Source organism: Yaniella halotolerans DSM 15476, from assembly GCF_000420805.1.
Taxonomy (GTDB): domain Bacteria; phylum Actinomycetota; class Actinomycetes; order Actinomycetales; family Micrococcaceae; genus Yaniella; species Yaniella halotolerans.
Window position 1 is genome coordinate 678,418 of record NZ_ATVQ01000001.1, and the last position, 24,440, is coordinate 702,857.

The following is a 24,440-nucleotide window of genomic DNA, read 5'->3' on the forward strand; positions in this document are numbered from 1 at the left end:
ACGAAAATCCCCATAATTTCTTTAAGCATATGCCCCCGGTATAGGACTATGACCGGAGCCGATGTTGTCCAGTCGAGACCACAATCGTGGTTCATGTTTGAGGAGCTCGGCAAATGGCTGGTGTTGCCATTCGTAGTATTGTCGGTTTCCGAAGTGTCTGAAAAATAGCAAGGTCAAACGGTATGCCTGTCGTGTACTGTCCAGCGAGATTTTGAGAACATAAGTGTCCAATATTCGACGAAAAGCAGTTCTACCTTTGGGCGAAAATCGTCTTCAAGGAATTCGCCTACTGGGGCGGTTGGCTGTGCACCGATATCTAAGCGCGGATTGATAGCGAACACCAGGGAACCGGGGAAATCTTGTCCCAAGTTGACTGCCGCATATCCGCCCCCACCAGCAATATTACTTCCTGTACAGACGTAAATGGCGCTGCACCATGTGGTGCAACGCCATTTATCTGCTGACCGGTCTCAGACCGAGAGGTCATCTCACTGAGTCGAGATTATTCTTTGGACCGTTCATCAGATTCTGTCGCGTCCGCATTGGTTGGATCGGATTCCCCACCGGTCACAAGCTTCATCGAGTTGTGCTCGGCTTCTTCCTTATACCAGTCCGTGTATTTCGGATCCGATGCATCGACATCTGATCCGGCACCGCGACCATCCGGTGAGTGCTGAACCGATATCTCGAATTCTTCACCGTGGTCCTCAATGCCTCGAATCACCGCGTCAGACATCGCCTTCTGGGCGTAGTCGTGACGAATTCTTGCGGGGTCGGTCGACAGGTCCTTCAGGAAGGCGACCACCATGAGGATGAGCACCAGGCTAAATGGCAGGGCGATCAGATAGATCAGGCTCTGCAATCCAGAAAGTGCATCTTCACCGCCGGAGAGCAGCATGACGATCGCGATGCCCAGCATGCACAGGCCCCAGAACACCACGATGCTCTTCTTTGGAGCCGGGTTACCGCGGGACGTCATCATACCCATCACAACAGACGCTGAGTCAGCGGCCGTGATGAAGAAGATGGCCAGCACACCGATCAGGATGAACGGCATGATGCCACTGAACGGTAGCGTATCGAACAGGTTGAACAGCACAGCTTCTGGTGAGGCGTCGCCTTCGAATCCTTCGACCCCGTTGATCGAGTTGATGATGGATGCACCACCAAAGACGGTGAATGCCAGGATCAGGATCAGGGTTGGGATACCCATGGTGACCAGCGCGAACTCCTTGAGCGTGCGGCCACGGGAGATACGCGCGATGAAAGTACCAACGAATGGTGTCCAGGCGATCCACCAGGCCCAGTAGAACGCGGTCCACCAGGTCTGGAATTCAACGGTTTCGGGACCCCAGGATAGGGATTTGGCCATCATCGGCAAATAGTTGTCGATGTAGTGCAGCAGCCCGGATGGCACCAAGTTCAACAGGTAGAGCGTTGGACCCGCGAAGAACACGAACAGCACCAGACCAAGGGTCAGGGAGATGTTGATATTCGATAAGTACCGCACGCCGCGGGAGACCCCGGAGACGGCACTAATGACGAAGCCTGCACCGAGCACACCGATGATCACGATCAGCACGTTATTGCCGATTTCACCGATCCCGCTGACGAGAGTGACACCCTGACCGATCTGAATGGCGGACAGACCAAGCGTGGTTGCTGTTCCGAAGAGAGTCGCAATAATGGCGAAGATGTCGATGAGTTTTCCAGCGAAGCCGTCGGTTTTGGATTTACCGAACAGGGTTTGGAAGATCGAGGAAATCAGGGTTGGACGACCGCGGCGGAAGGTTGCATAGGCTAGTGCGCCGCCGACGAGTGCGTACATGCTCCAGATGTGCAGACCCCAGTGGTAGCTTGCCTGCGAGACACCCTGGTGAATGGCTTCACGGTTGATTTCCGCGTCACCGCCGGCGGATTCCTGCAAGCCATTAATCGTTTCTTGCTGAGCGGCCGGAGTGTGCGGCGGTGGGTCCACGAAGTAGGCCAGTGGTTCGGATGGACCGTAGAAGAACAGGCCAACGCCCAGGCCGGCACCAAACATCATGGCGACCCATGAGAACCGTGAGAACTCTGGTTTCTCATCGTCTTTGCCGAGTTTGATTTTGCCGTATTTACCAAAGGCCACATACAGCATGACGAACAGGCCCACACCCATGGTGAGGTTGAGCAACCAGCCCATGTTTTCCATGGACCAGGCAAACGCTGCGCTGGACACGGATGCGACAGATTCCGGGCTGATCAGCCCCCACAGCACGAATGCGACGATAACCGAACCGGTAATGGCGAAGATCGTTTTATCGATGCCGAAATTGCGTTGTTTGTCGTCAATCCCTACCCCGGACAACAGCCCCGGGTGGATGTCGCCTGGGTAGAGGCCAAGTGCTAGGGTTTTGCGGTCGGAGCGGAGGTCTTGCACAAAGGAAGGATCCTGCGAGGATACTTCCTTTGGACTATCAGGCTCATCGGTGTTCATACGTCTCTCCTCGAGATCTGTGGGCGCGCTTGAAACGCAAGAGTGCTTTGGGTGTTAGAGCGCGCTTCCAGCATGCGCGCGTGTGACTAGCCATCAATCGGGATGTTAGCGGGTTGGCACTGTGTCCGTTTCGCAGCTACTCCACAGATACACCGTGACGAGTGGTCTACTGAGTGGCATAGATCGACGAGGCAGGACTTCGGACTTTCTTGACGTGCTCTGATGCTGGCTTGATGTGAGCTTTGATGAAGCTCGAACGTTCAACTGTACTACCGTCTAGCGCCAGTACTAAATTTTCTGAAGGTGTTACTGGTCTCATGTTCGGTGCGACGTGCGTATTTGCGGTGCCGCAGGAAGGCAAAATGGCGTTGCACCACCTGGGCGCAACGCCATTTTGTCGGCTACAAGAGCCGCAGTTCTAAGGTTTTGTGGTCCTAGTCGGTACCCGCATCGAAGGCTGCGTGCAGTCCGGCAGCATCCTGATTGGCATCGACGTCGACGTCGGAGGCAGCGATCTTCTCGGCGCCACCCACTTCGAGTTCGCCCATCAGGTCCGCGGTTGGGCCGGCCAGGGTGCCGCGCGTGGCGTACTGCTCCAGGCGGGCACGGGAGTCGGCGATGTCTAAGTTGCGCATGGTCAGCTGACCAATACGATCGTCTGGACCAAATGCTGCGTCGCTGACGCGCTCCATCGACAGTTTTTCTGGGGTGTAGGACAGGTTGTCACCGGTGGTGTCCAGGATGGTGTAGTCGTCACCGCGGCGCAGGCGCAGGGTGACTTCACCGGTGATGGCTGAACCAACCCAGCGCTGGATGGATTCGCGGATCATCAGCGACTGTGGATCAAACCAGCGGCCTTCGTACATCAGGCGACCCAGGCGGTAGCCGTTGACGTAGTAGTTTTCGATGGTGTCTTCGTTGTGGATCGCGTTGAGCAGGCGCTCGTAGGCGATGTGCAGCAGGGCCATACCTGGGGCCTCGTAGATGCCGCGGGATTTGGCTTCGATAATGCGGTTTTCGATCTGGTCGGAAACACCCAGTCCGTGGCGGCCGCCGATAGTGTTGGCTTCCAGCACCAGTGCGACCGGGTCGGTGTATTCGGTGCCGTTGATGGCCACGGGGCGACCTTCGTGGAAGCGAACAGAGACTTCTTCAGTTTTGACTTCGACGTCATCGCGCCAGGCTGCGACACCCATGATGGGTTCAACCAGGTCTAGGCCGACGTTGAGGTATTCCAGTGATTTGGCTTCGTGGGTGGCACCCCAGATATTGGCGTCAGTGGAGTACGCTTTTTCGGTGGAGTCACGGTATGGGTAGCCGCGCTCGACCAGCCATTCGGACATTTCTTGGCGGCCGCCGAGTTCTTCGACGAACACCGAGTCTAGCCACGGCTTGTAAATCTGCAGGTTCGGGTTGGCCATCAGACCGTAGCGGTAGAACCGCTCGATATCGTTGCCCTTATAGGTGGAGCCGTCGCCCCAGATGTTCACGCCGTCGTCTTTCATGGCGCGAACCAGCAGGGTGCCGGTGACTGCACGGCCAAGTGGCGTGGTGTTGAAGTATGTTTTGCCGGCTGATCGCACGTTGAAGGCACCGGTCTGCAAGGCTACGAAGCCTTCTTCAACCAGGGGCTTCTTCGCGTCGATGAACCGGGCGATTTCTGCGCCGTACTCTTTGGCACGGTCAACTACGCCGTCGATATCTGGCTCATCGTACTGGCCAATATCTGCGGTGTAGGTGCAGGGGATGGAGCCGTTCTCGCGCATCCACGCAACGGCAACTGACGTATCGAGACCTCCCGAAAAGGCGATACCAACGCGCTCGCCGACGGGTAGGGAAGACAAAACCTTAGACATAGTCTCAAGAATAGTTCTTTAATGCCGCGTTCAACGAATCGTTGCATTGAACGTCGTGAGCATGTCGGGTCTTGTTGGCAGTATTTTAGAACCTACGACGACGCACGGGATTATCCACAGCTTGGAATCGTATCGCTGCAGCACGGGTCGGGGCCTTCTAGAGTGTCTAGCAAATCCGGCCACCCCTGGTGCACAATGGAGGCATGTACATGTCGGCAGAACTCATCATGGTCATCCTGACCGCTGCTGGCCTAGTGATCACACTGGGCAGTGCAACGTTGGCCAGTTCCGCCTGGATCCTCAAACGTATGGATGATCGGTTTGCGCAAAGTGAGGCTCATGTCGCATCGCGATTCAACAAGATAGATGAACGGTTCGCGCAAAGCGACGCTCACGCCACATCACGATTCAACAAGATAGATGAACGGTTCGCGCAAAGCGACGCTCACGCCACATCACGATTCAACAAGGTAGATGAACAATTCGACAAAGTGGACCAACGATTTGAGAAAGTCGACCAGCAATTCGACAAAGTGGACCAACGATTCGACAAGATAGACCAGCGATTTGAGAAGGTGGACCAACACTTCAAGAACGTGGACACCCAGCTCAACGAGTTACGCGCGGACCTGAACGACGTCAAAGTCTCGGTAGCGCGTCTAGAAGGTCCCCACACCCGGCTGATTCTTCCTCCGCATTAACGGCCTAAGGTTCACCCACATGCCGTTGCACTAGGCTTGGGGCATGTCGAATTCTGCTGCCGATCAACCACATCGCCTCATTGCCCGGCCGATAGACCAGTGGGGTGTCCACGATAACCCGACTGTTGGCATGGTCATTGGCTCGGATGAATCTGGTGAACGATTCAATCTCGTGACCGCTGCGGACGGCAACGTCGGTTCGGCCGCATTCCGGGATCGCGAGGATGCCGAGGCGGCCGTCAAAATTATCAACGACACCCTGGATTCCCCCGCAACTGCTCGCATGGGTGGCCCGTTTGTGGTGTTCCGCAAGGGCAAGTTCAAACAGGGTATCCGCTGGGTGGGCTACGACCTGAAAGTCGTCGACGGTGAGCCCACCCCGGATACCGAGACCCCGCGGGCCATCACGTGGTTGTTGCCTGCTTCCGATGAGAAGAGTGTGGCACTGGTTGATACCCGGGATCCGGAGAACTACCGGCCGATCGGGTTCTTTCTGACCACCGATGACGCCAATGTGTTCATGGAAGCCATGGACGCCATCATTGCCTCAATCTCATCATCGACAGACTAACCGTCTTTCTGGCGTTCTTTGACCTGCGGCAAGAATTCTTCGGGTAATTCCGCCACCGGAATGATCACAAGATCGTGGAGTTTCCAGTCGAGATCACTGAGGTATTCTCGATCATCCTCAAGCTCTTTGACTGACGGCATCTTCCCTTCGTGTGGCACAGCAAAGACTTCGGTGTGGAACACCTGACCTTGGTCTCGCGCCCGAACTTCCGCTTCTTTGACCCAGTCGAGGGCTTCGGTCCGTTCACGCACCTCGGCAAGCAACTCGTGTGGTTCAATGGAATCGGTCGTGGTGATACGTGTATCAATGAGGTCCGAGAGACTGGACCGCAGGTTGTTGAACCCGTCGCGCAGAATGTCGAAGGAAATGATGATGGCTGCGGCAACGTCAGCCCACCAGATCCCTGCACCGACGAGGAGAATACCCACACCGGTAGCGATACCCGTCATCCAGTCGGCCTTATCCATGGCGGCATCAGCCTGTAACATTTTGTTGTGCAATAGGGGTGCTAGCTTGATCTTCATACGTCCCAGGATCACCAGCGGGATGACCACGATGATCGACGCGGCGGCCATGAGCCAGCCGGACCAGAATGAGATGCCGAAGAGTTCCATCATGCCGATCGGCGGATGTTCACCGGTCAGCAGTCCCATGGCGGAGTCCACCAGCAAGTACCCACCGAAGGTCAGCAGGGCGACCGCTGCCACGAGGTGGCCGACACCAAACGCACGGTGATAGCCGTAGGGGTGTCTCGGGGTTGGTTGACGGTAAACGAGTCGCGCTGCGATGAGGAAAGCAATCGGTGCGATGAAGCCCAGGGAGTCTTCGATCCAGGAGGCTTTCATCGCCTGCGAGCTGCCGGCCAGCGCGAAAATGATTGGCACGGTAAAGACACGGACCAGAATACTGATCCGCTCTAACCGTTTTGCTTTGGCGAAAGCGTCCTGCTGCTCTTGCGGGAGATCGTGGAGACCAAAGTACTGCGTTTTATGTTCTGGAAGGGAATTCATGGGCGCATCTCCTCTGGCAGTTGTTGGTCAACATTTTCGTTCAACAGGAACTCTTCGACGCTGGTCATAAATGCGTTTTCACCCATCTGGATGGCGACCACGTTCTTGTCTGTGCTCCCGGCGATGCCGCTGGATTCGGCATACGGCGCTGACATGGCCACGTCTGAGGACCACGGTGATTGGTCTGTCAGACCGCCCACGACCAGGTCGAGTTCTCGTTCGCCCAGCAGGCCGATGAGTTCTTCTTCGCCGCCGGCCTGCCATTCAACTTCGGCGCCGATGCTATCGGCATAGTCTTCAATGAGTTCTACTTCGATGCCACCTGGATCTTCTTCGGTATTGCCACCGGTGGTGATATCGGTCCACGGTGGTTCATGTGAGATGCCGGCACGAATCGTACCGCCGGTGACTCTATCTAGTGTTCCTTCGGGGTCGGCCGGGTAGTGGTTCCCACAACCGACTAGGCCAAACACAACGCCGCACAGCACTATGGACCGCACCATGCTGTGCACTAAGTTGTTGCGTTGCATACGCTCCCTTTCGTAAAAACCTAACGGAATGCTTCACTTCTGTCCCCTGACGATAGAAGATCGCTGCCGTGAAAAACAACGGTCTGGCAACGTTGTATGCTCAAGAAGCGCTCCTTGTGATATGTGTCTCTCGCATTCGCCGATTCTCGTTTTAAGATGTCCGTCTACTGTTGACTCATAATCACTGCGTTGCAAGGCTAGAGGGGTGTCAGAGTTCCCCAAATTTTTGAGGAGGAAACTATGCTGACCGCCCGTGACATTATGACTCCGAGTGCCCAATGCATTCGTGAGAACGATTCCTTGAAACAAGCCGCGCAAATGATGCGCGATCTCGACGTTGGTGGACTGCCCATTTGCGGTGAAGATAACCGACTCAAAGGCATGTTAACCGACCGCGATATTGTAGTCCTGGTCATTGCTGAAGGCGGCAACCCTGAAGCAGTCAATGCCGGTACATTCGGTAACGAAAAACCCGTCACCATTGGCGCCGATGATTCCATTGACGAAGCAATTGCGACCATGAAGGAACACAAGGTCCGTCGTCTACCCGTTATCGACGGCCATGACCTCGTCGGAATGATTGCACAAGCCGATATCGCCCGCCATATTTCCGATGACAAGGTCGGTGACCTCGTCGAACTGATTTCGAACTAGCAACCCCTCACTGGAGGTGTCGTCATGGCAACATGTGATACATGCGGCAACGAATACGACAAAGTTTTCAAGATTACCCATCAAGATCAGACCGGGGTGTTCGACAGTTTTGAATGCGCGATTGCCGGGATGGCCCCGCAATGCGCGCACTGTGGCACCAGAATTATTGGCCACGGTGTCGAAGACGCCGACCAAATTTACTGCTGCGCAAATTGTGCACGCAGGGCCGGTCAGACCGATGCGACTGACCGCGTCTCATAACTCATCCGCACAATACAATCGGGTGGGGGCACGTCGCCTCCACCCGATTGTTGTGTTAAGCGAACTTTAGGCCAGGTGGCTGTCGAGTAGCTCGGCCAACTGTTGTGGTGCTTCCAGCGGCAACAGGTGTGCTGCCTCTTTGATGACGGCGGTTGCACCATTTTGCACGGTTGCCGAAATTTGTTGGGCATCGGCGACGGTGCACATCTGATCCTTATCGCCCGCAATCGTAAAGAGCGGTAGCGAGATTTCGCCCAACCGATCGGTGGCATTGTAGATAGCCAGCGCCTGGCACAGGGCAGCATAGGACTGGTCATCAGCGTTAGCCAGTGCCTGTTTTTGGATATCGAGTTTGCTGACGTCGTGGAAGCTGTCTGAAACCCACAGTTGGGCGGACATGTCGACCATGACTTCGGTTCCAGAAAATAGCACCATCTCGGAGCGTTCATTCCAGGCTTCGGCCGTCCCGATTTTCGCAGCTGACGCCATCACGGCGATACCGTCGAAGAGTTCGGCGTGTTCTAGCGCGAGTTCGAGTGCGACCTGGCCCGATACTGACAGGCCAGCGAAATAGACCTTGGATTCACCACGAATGGTGCCGGTCTGGCGCAGGTTTTTGACCAGCTGTGCCACGGCCCCGGCGAGTTCCGGGATGGTCACGTCTTCATGATGTGCGGGTGATTGTCCGTGGCCCGGCAGATCGATGCCGATGACCTGGAACCGGTGGGTCAGGTGCTGGGCCATTTCGGTGAAGAGCCCGTTGACGGAAGTTCCCATGCCGGGGCCGACGATGAGGGTGTCCCGGACGTCTGGATCAAAGGACCCGGATTCGGTCAAACGGATCACTGCAATGTGCGGGTTGGCCACGTTGAATCACTCCACTGTTAGCTGATCAATAAGGCTGGTTCCTCCAGGATAGCTGCCACATCGGCTAAGAAGGCACCCGCTTCCACACCATCTACGATTCGATGGTCGAATGAGCCACCCAGGGTGGTAATCCAGCGTGGTTCCAACTGTCCGTTGACGACCCACGGTTGCTGACGGATCGCACCGAAGGCAATGATTCCGGATTCGCCCGGATTCAAGATCGGTGTACCAGCGTCGAGTCCAAGCACACCGATGTTGGTGATCGTAATGGTGCCCCCGGTCAGCTCTGCCGGCTGGGTCTTGCCGTCACGCGCCCGGGAGGTCAGCTCTTGGATGGCTTGGGCCATCTGAAGCTGATTCATCTCGTGTGCGTTCTTGATATTCGGCACAATCAACCCGCGTTTGGTCGCGGCTGCCAGGCCGAGATTCACATAGTGGTGCAGTGAATAGGTGTCTTCGTGCCAGGTGGCATTGGCCTGTGGGGTGTTCAGCGCCGCCTGGGAGACCGCCATCGCGAGCACCAGCAACGGCGAGACTCGCACGTTTTCGAAGCGCGGATGCTTCTTCAGTGTTTCGAGGTATTCCATGGTGCGGGTGGCATCCACCTGCCGAAACACTGAAATATGCGGGGCCGAGGTATACGATTCGGTGACCGCTTTGGCCGTGGCCTTGCGAACACCGCTGACCTTGATGGTCTCCGACTCCCCTGCTGCAACCGGTGCGGCCGAGGTGGTTGCCGGCGTGTCCGCTTTCAGTACGGCGTTGACGTCGGATCGTGTGACTTCACCGTGCTGCCCCGTCGGGGTAATGGTGGTCAGATCCAGGCCGTGGTCTTTGGCTAGTTTGCGAACCGGTGGTTTGGCCAGCACTTTGGCAAACAAATCGCTCTTAACCGGCTCGGCAACAGGTTCAGGTTCTGGCTCCGGTTCTCGTTCAACCGGTGTCTCGACCTCGGCTGCAGCCTTGGGTCGGCCTCTGCGGCGTCGTCGTCCCGGTGTATCAGCCTTGGGTCCGGTGCCAACCAGTGGCGCTTGTGGTGCTTCTTCGTCGTCGCCGGTCGCAGTGACGTTGATGGCAATGAAATTATCGCCAACGTTGACGGTGTCGCCCACTTCAGCGTAGAGCTCTTGGACGACACCGGCCCAGGGGCTGGGAATTTCGACCAGCGATTTGGCGGTTTCAATTTCAGCAATGACCTGGTTGACGGCCACGGTATCGCCGGCTTTGACCATCCAGTTGGCCACGTCAGCTTCGGTCAGCCCTTCGCCCACATCGGGCAGGGTAAAGATCTTCATATAGTCTCCTTGCGCGGCGGCCTAATAGGTGAATGTCTCATCAACGGCGTCCAGGATCCGATCCACCGAGGGGAGGTAATCCTGTTCTAACCGCGATGGTGGATACGGCATGTGGTAGCCGCCCACCCGCTGCACCGGCGCCTCCAGGCTAAGGAAAGCCTGTTCCATGAGCCCGGCGGAGATTTCTGCACCAAAACCGGCAAACGTTGAGGATTCGTGCACGATCACAGCACGACCGGTCGCTTTCACCGCATTGGCGATCGTGGTCATATCCAACGGCGAGAGGCCACGGATATCGAGCACTTGGAGATCGTAGCCGTCTTCAACACCGGCTTCTGCTGCCGCCAGTGCCGTTGACACCTGCGGGCCCCAAGCCAGCAGCGTGCCGTCGGTTCCGGGGCGTGCTTCAACGGTGGCAAACGGATTCTCGGTTGGGGCATCGAAATCCACTTCGCCACGTACGAAGTAGTGCTTCTTCGGCTCCAACAGCAACACGGGGTCGGCCGAGGCGATTGCCGCACGGGTCACCCAGTAGGCGTCGTGGGCGTTTGAATAGGTGACCACTTTCAACCCGGCGGTGTGTGCAAAATAGGCCTCCGGTGATTCGGAGTGGTGCTCGACCGAGCCGATCCCGCCACCGTAGGGCAGGCGGATGGTCACCGGGAATTGCTGAGACCCCTGAAAACGGGAGTGCATTTTGGCCAGCTGGGAGACGATCTGGTCAAACGCCGGGTAGACGAAACCGTCGAACTGAATTTCGGCAACGGGCACGAATCCTGCTTGCGCCAGCCCGATAGAGGTACCGACGATCCCGGCTTCACCCAGTGGTGCATCGACCACCCGGTCGGAGCCGAACCGTGCGGCCAGGCCTTCGGTGACACGGTAGACGCCACCCAGGGCGCCGATGTCTTCACCTTGCAGTAGCACCCGCTCATCGGTAGCCAGGGCATCGTGCAGTGCTCGATTGACGGCCTGACCGATGGTGAGTTTCTTGGTCCCGGTCGTGACCTCATCAAATACGGTGGTCATCAGGCGTCCTCGGCTTCCATCCAACGGTCAAATGCCGCGGCCTGAGCTTCGACCAGGGAGTGTTCTTCGGCGTAGACAAGGTCGAATTTTTCGCGCAGTGAGATGGTGTCGGGTGCATCGACGATTTTCTCGCGCAGATTGGCGGCCAGCTGCTCGCCTTCGCCAGTGACTTCGTCAAAGAATGCATCGGTGTAGTCGAAACGACGGCGCAGATACTGTTCGGTGCGCACCATCGGATCGGCCTGGGCGTACTGGGCTTCTTCTTCGCTGGTGCGGTATTTGGTGGGATCATCCGCGGTGGTGTGGGCACCCATGCGATAGGTGTGTGCTTCAACCAACACTGGTCCCCCACCGCGACGTGCGTGATCGACCGCCCGATCCATGACCGCAGCAGTTGCGATCGGATCGTTGCCATCGACCGCAAAGCCGTCAAAACCATACCCTTGGGCGCGCTTGAACAGTGGCACCTTGGACTGGACTTCGAAGGGTGTGGAGATGGCCCAGTAGTTGTTCTGAATAAAGAACACGACCGGGGTATCGAACGAGGCGGCAAAGACCATGGCTTCATGGATGTCGCCTTCGGTCGAGGCGCCGTCACCGAAGCAGGCTATGGCAACGCGGCCTTCTTTTGCCCGGCGAGCGTCGGTCCACCCGCGCTGTTGTTGAGCAATGCCCCAGCCGTATCCGACGGCGTGGGGAACCTGGGCGGCAAGCACTACGGTGTAGGGCTGCATGTTGTAATCGTTGGGCATCCACCCAGCGTGGACGGCACCGCGGAAGAAGTCGAAGACGTTTTCGTCGGGGATGCCACGTCCGCGGGCCATGACGTGCTCACGGTAGGTCGGGAAGATCCAGTCGCGGTCTTCCAGTGCGGTGACGGCCCCGGCCTGAGCTGCTTCTTGGCCTACCGATGGTGTCCAGAGGACGAGTTGACCTTGGCGCTGGAGGTTCACACCTTCTTGATCGATACGGCGAGTGTTAGCCATGAGGCGGTACATCTCGGCCACGCGTTCGTGATCAATGGCCGTAGCGTCATCAACAAACGCCTTGGCGCTTTCGGTGGGATCAATAAATCCATCGGTCGATAAGACGCCGATGGCTTCTTCGGGCAGCTGATGCCCGGTGGGTGACGAGATGGTAGACATATGCAACTCTCCTGGTCAGAGATGATCGTTGTCTTCGGGTTATGAACAGCAACGAATTTTCTGTGATTTCCCCTCATCTTACCCAATGGTGGCGGGTGAAAGTGAGGCGAATCACAGGTATTCTACACGCTTGCACTGCACATGTGAACAGCTTGCTGTACACGTCGAATGTCCGCTGTGCAGCTGTGTATCTGCGGCAGATTGCTGCGAAACTGAGCACTCTTCGGCAATAGCGCCGATGCACCCTTGATGAGTTAATTTCGACTCGCCAAATTTATGGAATTTTTCCAAGATATGAGCCCACTCGCTCCTAGCGCGAAGTGTGATTGAACTCACGGCAAGAACGTGTTTTGAACGGGCGTTTCGCTGGCAGCGCCGGTTTTTCGCCATTGCCGCACGCAAGTTTGTAGACTCGGACCATACAGCTGGTTTAGGCGAAAGGAAGACAGAATGACTGCTTCACAAAATGTTCTCGTTGCCGGTGCCGGGCTGATTGGCCTCTGCACCGCATATTCTCTGGCCCGTGCTGGTCACCGCGTCACCCTGGTCGAAAAAGATGAGGTCGGCTCGGGCGCAGCACGCGGAAATGCCGGTGAGATCACGCGAATTCAAGCCACCCCCATGCCCGAACCAGAGCAGCTGACCGAAATCTTCAAAGGCGTGACGACCCGTCGCCACTACCTCAACATCGCACCGGTTGCCATGCCGCTGCTGTCAGCGTTTGGCGCCGGCTTTATTTACAACACGATGCCGTCGAAAGTTCGCGAAAACACCCGCAACCTTGACCAGCTGGTCCGCGGCGCATTTGCTGCCTTCGACTCCTACCACGAGGATGGCATTTCGCTCGACGGTGGCGGCTACGGGTTCCTCAACAGCCACACTTCCGTTGATGCGCTGCAGAAATTCCGCGACAACCAGGTGGCCCGCGCTGACGTCTTCGGCATCGAACGTCCGGGGCAAATCATGCTCGACGGCGACCTCCACGACTTCGAACCCGTCCTGGATGAACATGTCCGGGCAGGCTACGTCGCCAACACCGAGCGCTACATTGACCCACGTCTGTTCGTCGACGAGCTGCATGAGAAGCTTCTCGAACTCGATGTCGAGATTTTAGAGCACACCGAGCTGGTGGGCCTGAATAACAACACTGCCAGAATGCGCGGCGTTGAGGGCGAAATCACTCGCGGCTTCGACAAAGCCATCGTGGCCACCGGCGCCTGGACCACACCATCGATCGACGGACTTTCCGGCACTCGCTCAGCGTTTGTTACCTCGGGCACCGGCTATTCCTACCATGTGAAACCTGATCGTCTGCCCGGCTACCTGCTGGCCTCGATTGATCGCAAGACCATCGGTGTCCCGATGTCCGGCGAGCTACGCGTTGTGGGTCTGATGGACTTCTCGTCTGAGATTCAAGAATTCTCATCCCAGCGCGTGCAGCACTTGGCGTCCCAGGCCTCGGCATTCATCAAGGGCATCGGCGATAAGCCACGCTTTGACGAATGGACCGGCCCACGCCCGATGACCCCGAACGGCCTGCCGATCATTTCCCCAATGAAGCAGCACCCGAACGTCATTGTGGCAACCGGCCACAACATGCACGGCCTCTCACTGGGACCGGTCACCGCCGAAGTTGTGGTGTCGATGGTCGAAGGCCGCCCCGGTGTCGTCTCCGGCGCAGAGGTCGACATGAAACCGTTCGCACTGTAACTCAGCGCTCGCAACTACTCGGCGAAGTCCGTAGCCACCTGGATCAAGCGATCATTGGCTTCGACTTCGCCGATGGAGACGCGAACACCCTCCGGTGCAAACGCGCGCACCGATAACGCCCGGGCCTCGCAAGCATCTGCGAAGGCCTGGGCTTTTTCACCTAGTGGTAGCCACACAAAATTCGCTTCGGTCGCCGGCGGGTTATATCCCAGTGCATCCAGGGCTTCCCACACGCGGCGTCGTTCAGTGACCACTTTTTCGGTATTGGCCAGGACTTCGTCCATATTGGCCAACGAAGCATACGCTGCCTCCACACCGACAGTTGACGTTGGAAACGCCGACATGACGATGCGCACCGGTGCACAAATTTGTTCAGGCGCCACCGCGTAACCCACCCGGAGATTGGCTAACCCGTGAGCTTTTGAAAACGTCCGCAACACCGCGACATTGGGAAAATCTCGGTAGAACTGTAAGTAGTTCTCCACACCGTCTTGCCGCACAAATTCAATGTAGGCACCATCGATCACCACCAGAATATGCTCTGGCACCCGCTCAACAAATTCCCGCACGGCCTGCTCTGTCAGCACGGGGCCAGTGGGGTTATTCGGTGTGCACAGCACAATCATTCGTGTGCGATCAGTAATAGCTTCCAGCATGGCTTCAAGATCGTGCTCACCGTTATCCCGAACCGGCACCCGCACATCGTGGGCACCAGCGGAACGAATCACAATGGGATAGGCCTCAAACGAACGCCAAGGAATAATAACCTCATCTAAGACACCGTCTTCACCGGTACCCGCATAGGTTTGCACTAGAGCGGTGAACACACCCAGCGACCCTGCCCCCACCACGACATCTTCAATCGGCACATCGTAGGTCTCGCCAATCAGCGTGCGCAGTTTGGTATATGTGGTTTCTGGGTACCGCTGCACACGCTCCGAAGTAGCGGCTGCGACAATGGCATCCGTAGCGGCTTTGATCGGCGCATACGGGTTCTCATTGGACGCGAGCTTATACGGGGTGAGGCCAGCGATCGCTGCGGGTGGCTTGCCTGATTGATACTCGGGCAGTTTATTGAGCACGGAACGTGGGTACACAGCAGAAGAATCCATGACGACCAGTCTAGCGATCGCGCTTGGCCCGCTGGATCCTTGCCGAACGTTACGCTCTGCCCAACCGGGTGACGATGGCTTCTACACCGCGATGCAGGGTGGCTGCGATATGGGCCTCGTCGAGCTGTTGCCGCGGGTAGACCACCGCAAGTGTTGCGGGCAGCTGGCCGGCGGCCATCAGCGGTACGGCAACCGAACCGACGCCGGGGATCACTTCGTCAAACGATGAGGCATACCCATCGCGCAGCGCCCGGTGCAGATCAGCCTGCGCTTTGTTCGACAATTCCAAGTCTTCAATATCGGCTCGCTGCTGGGGCGTCAGGCCGGACAGGAGGGCGATGCCCGGAGCACCCCGGTCGAGGTGATGACGGGTGCCCGGGTGTTGTGTGAGTGCGTGCGATGTCGTGGCCTCAACGGTCACCAGGGTAAAACAATCAGCTCCCTGGGCAACGGCAATAAAGCATGACATCCCCAGGTCATCGGCGATCTTCGTCATGATCGGCAGGCCCACGGTTTGCAGCGAATTTTCCACTCCCCGCGCTAAGTTGGTTAAGCCAGCTGCCGGGTGAATTTTCCCGGCCTCGTCCCGACGCACTAGATAATGCGCCTCCAACGTTCGTAGGAGCCGATATGCAGCGGAACGGTGTATTCCGAGCTGCTGAGCCACCTGTCCGATGGACGGTGCGGCATCCGCCGCACACACTCGCTCCAACAGTTCAATTCCACGCGATAACGTCAATGACAGACTGCCACCTGCACTATCAGACATCGTGTCTCCTCAGCAATCCGATTTGGCATACTCGTCTTACGGTGTGTAGGCTCACACCTAACAGTTCACTAATTGAACACTATGTTCGAATATAGAGCAACTTCAGGTTTTTCGAACGTTGCGAGCCGTACAGGAGTTAAGTCATGCAATTTCACCATCACGGATATGTCTCCACCCAACCGCGCGTTAAACCCGCAGCGGGCATCGGTTTGGATCGCCCGGATGAACTTCCAGACACCATGGACGTTATGATCGTTGGTTCCGGCCCGGCCGGCATGACCACGGCCGCCACCCTGTCGTCCTACCCGGATGTGCACACTCGCCTCGTTGAGCGTCGCGAAGGTCGTCTGGTGCTCGGTCAGGCCGATGGTATTCAGGCTCGCTCGGTCGAGACTTTCGACTATTTCGGTTTCGCTGACGAAATCACCAACGAAGCCTACTGGCTGACCGAAATGAACTTCTGGAACCCGGATGAGGAAAACCCAGAGAACATTGTGCGCACCTCACGCACCCTGGATGACCCAACCGGCATCTCCGAGTTCAAACACCTCATTGTGAACCAGGCTCGCGTTCTGGACTACTTTGCTGAATTCGCTGAGCGTTCACCGTCACGCTTGACGCCAGACTACGGGTACGAATTCGTCTCCCAGACCGTCGACAACGACCACGAATACCCCATCGAGGTCACCCTGAAGGTCACCGCTGGTCCGCAGGAAGGCGAAACCCGTACGGTTCGCACCAAATACCTCGTCGGCTCCGAAGGTGCACACTCCCCTGTTCGCAAGTCCATCGGCCGCACCCCCATCGGCGACAAGTCCGACCACGCCTGGGGTGTTATGGACGTCCTGGTTGAAACAGACTTCCCAGATATCCGCACCAAATGCGCCATCCAGTCCAACGACGGTGGCTCCATCCTGCTCATTCCTCGTGAAGGTGGCTACCTGGTGCGCTTCTACGTGGACCTCGGCAACGTTGACCCGAACGATGGCGGCCAGGTTCGCAAGACTCCACTGGAAGAAATCATCCGTCGCGCCAACAACATCCTGGCGCCCTACACCGTTGAGGTCAAAGACGTTGCCTGGTGGTCCGTCTACGAAGTTGGTCACCGGGTGACTGACAAATTCGACGACGTCGACGATGGCCAGGAAGACGAAAAGAACCCACGCATCTTCGTCACTGGCGATGCCTGCCACACCCACTCGGCCAAAGCAGGCCAGGGTATGAACGTTTCGATCCAGGACGGTTTCAACCTCGGTTGGAAGATCGGCCAGGTCGTCTCCGGTTACTCCGATCCTTCCCTGTTGCACACCTACTCGGGTGAACGCCAGGAAGTCGCCCAGAACCTCATCGACTTCGATAAGAAATGGTCCTCACTGATGGCTGCCAAGCCAGAAGACCTGCCATCAAAGAACTATGTCGCTGAGTTCTACCAGAAGACCTTCGAATTCCCAGCTGGCTTCATGACCGAATACAAGCCATCGTCGCTGACCACAGAGACCACCCACCAGGATCTGGCCAAGGGCTACGAAATCGGCAAGCGTTTCAAGTCGGCCAAGGTCTCCCGCGTTTCGGATACCAACCCGTTGCATCTAGGCCACCTCCACGAGGCTGACGGTCGCTGGCGCATCTACGTCTTCGGTGACGACAAAGCACCGACAGACGCTGCGAACAAGGCCAACGCCTTTGGTGAATGGCTCGGCACCAACGCCAACTCACCGGTGATCAAATACACTCGTGAAGGCGAAGACCTCAACAGTGTCTTTGATGCCAAGCTCATCTACCAGCAGCCAAAGGAAGACATTGAGTTGCTCGAAACTCCAGCCATCTTCCGCCCAACTGTTGGCCCGCTGCAGCTCACCGACCTGAACAACGTGTTCGGTGTGCTCACCGATGACAACATCTACAAAACCTTCGAGATCTCATCGGAAGGTGCCGTCGTTGTGGTTCGTCCTGACGGTTACATCTCAACCGTCCAGCCACTGGACGCCACCGATGCGATTGCAGAATTCTTCGACGGAGTCTTCACTCCACAGAACTAGTTCTGAACTGACTGAAAACCGGCGGTACCCTTTTGGGTGCCGCCGGTTTTTCGTGGCAAGATTGTGCCATGAGTTTTATCCTTCGAACCATCGTGACCGCGGCATCCTTCTGGGTTGCCCTCTGGATCCTGCCCGGCATGGAGCTGACCTCGGATACCGGGACACCAGATACCGGCGAATCCATTGTCGCCCTGCTTATCGTCTCCGTGGTTTTTGGCCTCATCAACGGTGTCGTACGACCAATCGTCAGCTTCCTATCGCTACCGATCACCTGTTTGACACTGGGGCTGTTCACCCTCATCATCAACGCTGCGATGCTGTCACTGACCGTCTGGGCCACCTCGTTCTTGCCCGTCCACGTCATCATCGATAGTTTCTTCTGGACCACCATCCTGGCGGCCCTGATCATCGCGGTGGTCTCAACGATCGTGAACCGGTTGATCTCCACCGTGGCACCAACACATTAACGTCTTTAGCGCCGCGGCATCGTTGCGGTCAACCACTGATCCAGCGGTCTGACCCCGATGATCTGCTGCGGCCCCGACCGGCCAGGCTCACCTGTTTGAGCCGGATCAGTCGGATGTCGAGTGGGCGGAGCCTGTTGACGATCCAGATGAAATTGCTGGACCGCCACGGGCCCGCCCATTTTTTGTTCAATCTTGCCCAACGGAATCTCGGTGGCATGTTGCACCGCAGGATCATCCAAGGCCTTCGACAACTGCCCGTCGATCAGCCCGAGATTGTGTTCGGCACCAAAAATCCCGGCCTCAATTTCTTCATCCGGATAACCCTGCACTTCAATGGTCGTGCGGTTCAGCCGCCCCTCATTGCTTGCCCCGGTTAACGCCGAGACTTTATCGTGTTCGTGTTCCACATGCACAAGGTTGGTCTCCAGGTCATCGCTGCGGCGATGCCCCGTGTAGGCCGCAACGGTCAGGACATCCGAGACGTTGTACTTGGCCTTCATCTGTTGTCCGAGTCCCACATTCATGGCGTGGGCACCGCCTTGGCTGTAGCCCATCGGGATGACGGTCGCCCCGGCTGGTACACCCGCTTGCTCCAGGATCTTCAGCGTCGTGGCTTCGACATACGGTGAGTCGGCAGCTGCTGATTCCACGAAACCCGGGACCCCAAAGGCGGTGTGCTCTCCGAGCGCGCCGAGCAGTCCTTCACTGTCATCACCCACAGGTGTGGTGCCCGGATAGATCACGGCATAGGCATCACTGCCATCTGGCTGTTCGAGCTTCGCGACCGTCACGGTGTCGTGGTCGTAGGCATAGTCCTGCAGCAGACTCATCGACTTCAACGACCCGTCACGACTGATCGCATCTCGTCTTTGCCACCCATCCGCACCGGGATGCTGCGTGATATTGGTGGTGTCATAGGGCGCCATCTGGGACAGTCCCAAATAGCCCAGGGCGTGGGCCAAGGTTCCAATGGTGCGTTGTGTCGGCGGAACGTCCCAGAGGTTGTCGTCAAACCCAGCCATCCAGCCGATCGTATTGCCGGCCACATATTTCGACCCGGGCAGCACCCCGTTCAGCGAGGTAAACGCCGACTCCACCGGCGCCCACGCTGCACCAGTTGTCCCACGAATCGCGATCTCGTACACGTCATTAGGGATGTTGACGTCGGTGGTGACTCCCACAATGCTCATTGCCAAAGCCAACGGGGTAAAGGCCGCATCCACGACCCTGGTGATCTGTTGCTCTGCTTCCAGATAAGAATTCACCGCAAAGTCGACACCGGTTCGCAGTGCTTCGACCTCGGCCCGCATCGCCAGCAACCCCGCCGAGATGGCCGCCGTATTGGCCCCGATCAACGGACCCTGGGGCGTCATGATCGTAATCCCTGCCAGCAGCCCACCGGCCACCGTCGCTTCGCCGGCCAACCGCATCGAGTGTTCCGTCGCATCTTGCAGCTGGCCCACACCCAGCGCTAACTCATCCAGATTCGCCCGCCAGTGCGTCGGGCCGCCGGTCACCTTGGCACTCATGCACACATCCTGGCGACCGTAGTCCCCGCGGCCATGCCCAACGTGCTCCGCGCCGCGGCCAGCAGGGTTTGCAGACTGGCAATCATCACGCGCAGTTCATCGATCCCCTGGCTGGCCAACGTGGCGGTCTGGCTGGAGGTTTCCCGCAGCGTCAGTGCGTGTTCTTGTCGCTGGCCCACGGCTTCGCGAAACACCTGACCGGCCGGTGAATGCCATTCCAGCTGTGTGGTGGCGGCCAACGTGTCATGCACCTGCTCGATACCGGCACTGACCTCGCGCAGTTTTGCAACCAGCTGTTCCAAAACTTCGATTTGCGAGGCCAACATATTGAGACCGGTTTCAGCCATCGATGGGCTCGACACAAATTGCTGCACCGCATTTGAAGCCATATCGCATGCACCACCCGACACCAGGCTGATACCGGCACCGATCTCAGCCGGACTGGGGATAACCACCGACGTCATCGCATTCTCCTGTTCTGCTCACGTCCACATTGGGACAAACAGTAGAATCACCTGCCGTCGCGCTTCTGTCGAGCAGCAGGCTTTGTGGAGAACCGAACCGAACGCTCAGCACTGTGGATACTCAAGCCCCAGCCCGTCACGGCTGTGACATTATTCTGTCGAAAGTGTTTCCGGTGGCAGAATGAGACTATGACTGAAAATTTGCGTGTTCGATTGGCCGATACTGACATTCCTCTAGGACCCCTCGATGGTCGCTACCGCGGGTACGTTGCGGATTTGGTGGACCACCTCTCCGAGGCGGCACTCAACCGCAACCGCGTCCACGTTGAAGTGGAGTGGTTCATTCATCTAGCAGACGGCCAGGTCGTGCCCGGTCTGCAGCGCCTGACTGACGCACAGCGCGACGGGCTGCGCGCCATCGTCACCGAATTTGATGAAGCCTCGATCTCGGAACTGGCCGAAACCGAAGCCGTCACCGTCCACGACGTCAAAGCCGTGGAGTACTTCATCGCCAACCGCCTCGACGCCCTGGGCCTGGGCCACCTCGGCTCCCTGGTGCACTTCGCATGCACATCCGAGGACATCAATAACCTGTCCTATGCGCTGGGGGTGCGCGATGCGATCACCGACGTCTGGCTGCCCGCCGCACAGAAAATGGTCGACGCCATCGCCAAGACCGCCAACACCGCCGTCGAGACCCCAATGCTGTCCCGCACCCACGGCCAGCCGGCCACCCCGACCACGTTGGGCAAAGAACTCGCCGTCTTCGTACATCGCCTGAACCGCCAGCTGCACCGCATCGCCAACCAGCAGTACCTGGGCAAAATCAACGGTGCCACCGGTACCTACGCGGCCCACGTGGCAGCCGTGCCCCACGCCAACTGGCCGGTCATCGCCCAAGACTTTGTCGAAGGCCTGGGCCTGACGTTTAACCCGTTGACTACGCAGATTGAAAACCACGACTGGATGTCAGAACTCTATGACGACGTCGCGCGCTTCAACCAAATTCTGCACGGCTTCTGTGTCGACGTATGGAGCTACATTTCCATCGGCTACTTCGCCCAGATCCCGGTTGAAGGTGCCACCGGGTCCTCGACGATGCCCCATAAGGTCAACCCGATCCGCTTCGAAAACGCCGAAGCCAACTTGGAGCTCTCAAACGCCCTGTTGAACTCACTGGGTGCAACGCTCATCGAGTCACGCTGGCAGCGCGACCTGACCGACTCCACATCGCAGCGCAATATTGGTGTGGCCTTTGGCCACTCAGTTCTGGCCATGAACAACGTCACCCGCGGCATGGGTCAGCTCGATGTTGCCGAAGACGCCCTGGCCGCCGATTTGGATACCAACTGGGAAGTCCTCGGTGAAGCCATTCAGACCGTGATGCGTGCTGAATCCATCGCCGGTACCGAAGGCATGGATAACCCGTATGAGCGCCTCAAGGACCTGACGCGCGGCAACCGGGTCGATGCCCAGCGCATGCGCGAGTTCGTCAGCGAACTCGGTCTCTCCGATGCCGCCGCACAGCGTCTCAAGGATCTGACACCACAGACCTATACCGGTCTGTCATCAGATCTGGCTCGGGAACACCTCGACTCCTAAGACAGCTCGAGAACCACAAAAAACTCCGGGACGCCCAGTGGACGTCCCGGAGTTTTTTTGGTGTGAGTGGGAAGTGCCTTCACAGGCAAGGTTTTGGAAACCGGCTTAGCCGGTAGCACCCGGGCTCAACGCTGAGTGGGCGAATTCGGTAGACACGTTGATATTGACCATCGCGACCCCGGTGCCACCGGCGATCCACTGACTGAAGTCTTCGAGGTCCTCCATGGTGTTCACCGTGATGCCTGCGGCTCCCATGGCCTCGCCGATGGCAGCAAAGTCCAGTTGCGGTAGATACATGGCGGTCGGGTCAGCCCCAAGGACCGCGTACTGGTGGATCTCGGCTCCGTAGGCGGCGTCGTTGATAATGACGACGGCCCCGTGCTCGGTGGTCTCGATGAAGGTGGCGAGGTCGGCCAGGGCCATTTGTCCGCCGCCGTCGCCTGAAACGCAGACCGTGAACTTATCCGGGCTACCAACCGCTGCTCCTACGGCTGAACCGAAGCCCAAACCGATCGACTGGAACGCGGTACCGACCCCGATAAACGCGGCTGGATCAGGCATGTTGACGCGTTCGGCGATCCAGGACATGAAGTGCCCGCCGTCCACTACGATCTGGCGGTTTTCCGGCAGGACCGTATCCAGCTGAGCTGCGACATGACGCGGGTTGAGCCGCCCGTCGGTGCCATAAACAGGCTCCTGGGCAATCGTGTCTTCTGCGATCAGGCCGGCCAATTGCTCGCGGTATATCGACTGCTTCGGGTCGAGCGCTTCGACCGCAGCTAATAGCCGCGGCAGGACGTCGGTGAGGTCCCCAAAGACCGTGTTGGCCTGTGGCAGGGACAGGTTCCAACGATCATTCAGATCGATCCGGTGGATGTTATCGGTGCCAAAGAGCTGGCCCTTGCGGGTTTGGAAGTTGTTGCTGGTGGCCCCCAGGATCAGCACCATGTCTGCTGCGCGAACGGCTGGCAGCTTGTATTCGGGAGTGAAGCCGCCTGCGGTCCCGAGCGTATGCTCAGATTCAGTGACGTTCGATGCGGTCAACGAGTGCATAAAGACAGCACCAACGGCGTCACCAATGGCTCGTGCCATCGGACCGGTTTGTGTGCGAACGACTCCCCCGCCAGTCAAGACCAGGGGGCGCTCTGCTGCCACGAGTGCGCTGGCAACCGCTTCGATTTGTGCATCCTCCACGGTTGGCCGTTCGATGGGTTCATACGGTTGAGCGGCTGGTTCAGTCGTGACCGTGGCTGCGGTGAGATCATGCGGAACCATCACGACGACAGGTTCTTGCCCATCGGTCGCCATCTCAAATGCTCGGTTGGTGATCTCGGCGGCATTGTCTTCAGCGATCGTCAGCATCGGGATGTTCAACCCGGCGGTGACCGTTTGCTGGTCGATGTCGAATGGCCGACGCCCAGTAGTTGGCGCATCACCGACGATCACGACCATGGGAATGCGAGCCAGCTGTGCCTCGGCCAGACCGGTTGCCATGTTGGTAAAACCAGCGCCGTAGGTTGCGGTCGCCACAGCCAGTTTGCCGGATGCACGATAATAGGCATCAGCCGCCGTGACGGCCGCGACCTCGTGCCGCACGGTCGTGAACGGGAAACGTGCAGCCGTCAGCGTGGAGATGAGGTCAACGTTGCCGTTGCCTATCAAACCGAAGACTCTATCAACCCGCTGCGTGATCACGCTTGCGAGCACATCTGCCACAGTTTTGTGCTGAACCGGCGACTGCACCATGTTTTTCCTTCCGACGAGTTATACTGTGAACAGACTCACGTAAGACAGCATAAAGTTCAACCACTGAAAAATTATTTGAACATAATGCTTCATTCACATTTTTAGAAGGTGCATAATGTCAACCTCGGATCAGAAGCGCGAACTGGATGGCCTGGATGCCAAACTGTTGCTCGAACTCATCGAACAACCCGATGCGACCACCGTTGCGCTGGCACAGCGGCTTTCGGTTTCTCGCAATACCGTCCAGGCGCGGCTGCAAAAGCTGGGCCAGGGCACGTTGGAATCGTTTCAACGTCGCGTCTCGCCCCGCACGATGGGCTACGACGTCGAAGCGTTCATGAATGCGTCGATTCGGCAGGGCTATGACCGAGAGACGATGAAAGCATTGGCCGAAATTCCCGAGGTATTGCAAATTTTCGCGACGACCGGTGACGCTGATCTGCGCCTGACCGTCACGGCACGCTCAACGGATGACCTCTATCGGGTCAACCGACTCATCCTGGATATTCCTGGCATCGTGCGGACCTCAACCTCGGTCGTGCTGCGTGAGTTCTTGTCCTATCGCACCAAGCCGTTGCTCGAGCGCATTATCGAGTAGTCCAACACC

At 57.7% G+C, this 24,440-nt stretch carries 22 protein-coding genes; 9 read left to right on the forward strand and 13 right to left on the reverse strand.

Annotated features, from left to right (window positions below; translation table 11 throughout):
- Nucleotides 1-502: 502 nt before the first annotated feature.
- Both G583_RS13990 and argG read right to left on the reverse strand, forming a co-directional pair.
- Complete coding sequence (locus tag G583_RS13990) at nucleotides 503-2,476, reverse strand: BCCT family transporter (RefSeq protein ID WP_022869762.1); 1,974 nt, start codon at nucleotides 2,474-2,476, stop codon at nucleotides 503-505.
- Nucleotides 2,477-2,910: 434 nt separating this feature from the next.
- Nucleotides 2,911-4,332: an argininosuccinate synthase gene (gene argG / locus G583_RS0103235; protein WP_022869763.1), complete on the reverse strand. Its 1,422-nt coding sequence runs from the start codon at nucleotides 4,330-4,332 to the stop codon at nucleotides 2,911-2,913.
- Nucleotides 4,333-4,541: 209 nt separating this feature from the next.
- On the opposite strand from argG, the gene G583_RS13995 reads away from it, so the two are divergent.
- On the forward strand, nucleotides 4,542-5,033 hold the full coding sequence (locus tag G583_RS13995) for a hypothetical protein (RefSeq protein ID WP_022869764.1): 492 nt from the start codon (nucleotides 4,542-4,544) through the stop codon (nucleotides 5,031-5,033).
- 43 nt (nucleotides 5,034-5,076) lie between these two features.
- A complete protein-coding gene (locus tag G583_RS0103245) occupies nucleotides 5,077-5,604 on the forward strand; it encodes a hypothetical protein (RefSeq protein WP_022869765.1) in 528 nt (175 codons plus the stop codon).
- Here G583_RS0103245 and G583_RS0103250 read toward each other — a convergent pair.
- Both G583_RS0103250 and G583_RS0103255 read right to left on the reverse strand, forming a co-directional pair.
- On the reverse strand, nucleotides 5,601-6,614 hold the full coding sequence (locus G583_RS0103250; RefSeq protein ID WP_022869766.1) for a cation diffusion facilitator family transporter: 1,014 nt from the start codon (nucleotides 6,612-6,614) through the stop codon (nucleotides 5,601-5,603). The genes G583_RS0103245 and G583_RS0103250 overlap by 4 nt on opposite strands.
- Nucleotides 6,611-7,144, reverse strand: coding sequence for a transporter substrate-binding domain-containing protein (locus tag G583_RS0103255; protein WP_022869767.1), 534 nt, complete (start codon nucleotides 7,142-7,144; stop codon nucleotides 6,611-6,613). The genes G583_RS0103250 and G583_RS0103255 overlap by 4 nt, the downstream gene beginning before the upstream one ends.
- 240 nt (nucleotides 7,145-7,384) lie before the next feature.
- On the opposite strand from G583_RS0103255, the gene G583_RS0103260 reads away from it, so the two are divergent.
- Together G583_RS0103260 and G583_RS0103265 are read left to right on the forward strand one after the other, a co-directional pair.
- The gene (locus G583_RS0103260; RefSeq protein ID WP_022869768.1) at nucleotides 7,385-7,798 is read left to right on the forward strand and encodes a CBS domain-containing protein; all 414 of its coding nucleotides are present in this window, start codon (nucleotides 7,385-7,387) and stop codon (nucleotides 7,796-7,798) included.
- Between the two features lie 24 nt (nucleotides 7,799-7,822).
- Complete coding sequence (locus tag G583_RS0103265) at nucleotides 7,823-8,059, forward strand: hypothetical protein (RefSeq protein ID WP_022869769.1); 237 nt, start codon at nucleotides 7,823-7,825, stop codon at nucleotides 8,057-8,059.
- Between the two features lie 66 nt (nucleotides 8,060-8,125).
- Here the strand turns inward: G583_RS0103265 and G583_RS14000 are convergent, their stop codons facing one another.
- From G583_RS14000 to G583_RS0103285, 4 genes are read right to left on the reverse strand one after another with little or no spacing between them, the layout of a single operon-like run.
- Nucleotides 8,126-8,926 carry an alpha/beta fold hydrolase gene (locus G583_RS14000; protein WP_022869770.1) on the reverse strand — a complete coding sequence of 267 codons (801 nt, stop codon included), beginning with the start codon at nucleotides 8,924-8,926 and terminating at the stop codon, nucleotides 8,126-8,128.
- Between the two features lie 17 nt (nucleotides 8,927-8,943).
- On the reverse strand, nucleotides 8,944-10,221 hold the full coding sequence (locus tag G583_RS0103275; RefSeq protein WP_022869771.1) for a dihydrolipoamide acetyltransferase family protein: 1,278 nt from the start codon (nucleotides 10,219-10,221) through the stop codon (nucleotides 8,944-8,946).
- A 21-nt stretch (nucleotides 10,222-10,242) separates the two neighbouring features.
- Nucleotides 10,243-11,250 carry an alpha-ketoacid dehydrogenase subunit beta gene (locus G583_RS0103280; protein WP_022869772.1) on the reverse strand — a complete coding sequence of 336 codons (1,008 nt, stop codon included), beginning with the start codon at nucleotides 11,248-11,250 and terminating at the stop codon, nucleotides 10,243-10,245.
- Complete coding sequence (locus tag G583_RS0103285; RefSeq protein ID WP_022869773.1) at nucleotides 11,250-12,395, reverse strand: thiamine pyrophosphate-dependent enzyme; 1,146 nt, start codon at nucleotides 12,393-12,395, stop codon at nucleotides 11,250-11,252. The genes G583_RS0103280 and G583_RS0103285 overlap by 1 nt, the downstream gene beginning before the upstream one ends.
- Before the next feature lie 450 nt (nucleotides 12,396-12,845).
- On the opposite strand from G583_RS0103285, the gene G583_RS0103290 reads away from it, so the two are divergent.
- Nucleotides 12,846-14,105 (forward strand): NAD(P)/FAD-dependent oxidoreductase, encoded by a 1,260-nt coding sequence (locus tag G583_RS0103290; RefSeq protein WP_022869774.1) that lies wholly within the window; start codon nucleotides 12,846-12,848, stop codon nucleotides 14,103-14,105.
- Nucleotides 14,106-14,119: 14 nt separating this feature from the next.
- Here G583_RS0103290 and G583_RS0103295 read toward each other — a convergent pair whose 3' ends face one another.
- Together G583_RS0103295 and G583_RS14005 are read right to left on the reverse strand one after the other, a co-directional pair.
- Nucleotides 14,120-15,217, reverse strand: coding sequence for a histidinol-phosphate transaminase (locus G583_RS0103295; protein ID WP_051129593.1), 1,098 nt, complete (start codon nucleotides 15,215-15,217; stop codon nucleotides 14,120-14,122).
- A gap of 49 nt (nucleotides 15,218-15,266) precedes the next feature.
- Entirely contained in the window at nucleotides 15,267-15,986 is a 720-nt protein-coding gene (locus G583_RS14005) for an IclR family transcriptional regulator (RefSeq protein WP_022869776.1), read from the reverse strand.
- Between the two features lie 143 nt (nucleotides 15,987-16,129).
- On the opposite strand from G583_RS14005, the gene G583_RS0103305 reads away from it, so the two are divergent.
- A complete protein-coding gene (locus G583_RS0103305; protein ID WP_022869777.1) occupies nucleotides 16,130-18,025 on the forward strand; it encodes an FAD-dependent monooxygenase in 1,896 nt (631 codons plus the stop codon).
- 68 nt (nucleotides 18,026-18,093) lie between these two features.
- Complete coding sequence (locus G583_RS0103310) at nucleotides 18,094-18,492, forward strand: phage holin family protein (RefSeq protein ID WP_022869778.1); 399 nt, start codon at nucleotides 18,094-18,096, stop codon at nucleotides 18,490-18,492.
- 5 nt (nucleotides 18,493-18,497) lie between these two features.
- On the opposite strand, the gene G583_RS0103315 is transcribed toward G583_RS0103310, so the two are convergent.
- The gene (locus G583_RS0103315; protein WP_022869779.1) at nucleotides 18,498-20,021 is read right to left on the reverse strand and encodes a hypothetical protein; all 1,524 of its coding nucleotides are present in this window, start codon (nucleotides 20,019-20,021) and stop codon (nucleotides 18,498-18,500) included.
- Nucleotides 20,018-20,485, reverse strand: coding sequence for a hypothetical protein (locus G583_RS0103320; RefSeq protein ID WP_022869780.1), 468 nt, complete (start codon nucleotides 20,483-20,485; stop codon nucleotides 20,018-20,020). Before G583_RS0103320 ends, G583_RS0103315 begins: the two co-directional genes overlap by 4 nt.
- 189 nt (nucleotides 20,486-20,674) lie before the next feature.
- Between G583_RS0103320 and purB the strand changes: the two genes are divergently transcribed.
- Nucleotides 20,675-22,087 carry an adenylosuccinate lyase gene (gene purB / locus G583_RS0103325; RefSeq protein WP_022869781.1) on the forward strand — a complete coding sequence of 471 codons (1,413 nt, stop codon included), beginning with the start codon at nucleotides 20,675-20,677 and terminating at the stop codon, nucleotides 22,085-22,087.
- A gap of 105 nt (nucleotides 22,088-22,192) precedes the next feature.
- Here purB and G583_RS0103330 read toward each other — a convergent pair whose 3' ends face one another.
- Entirely contained in the window at nucleotides 22,193-23,833 is a 1,641-nt protein-coding gene (locus G583_RS0103330) for a thiamine pyrophosphate-binding protein (protein WP_022869782.1), read from the reverse strand.
- A gap of 115 nt (nucleotides 23,834-23,948) precedes the next feature.
- Here G583_RS0103330 and G583_RS0103335 point away from each other — a divergent pair, with 115 nt between their 5' ends.
- Nucleotides 23,949-24,431 (forward strand): Lrp/AsnC family transcriptional regulator, encoded by a 483-nt coding sequence (locus tag G583_RS0103335; protein ID WP_022869783.1) that lies wholly within the window; start codon nucleotides 23,949-23,951, stop codon nucleotides 24,429-24,431.
- Nucleotides 24,432-24,440: the final 9 nt, after the last annotated feature.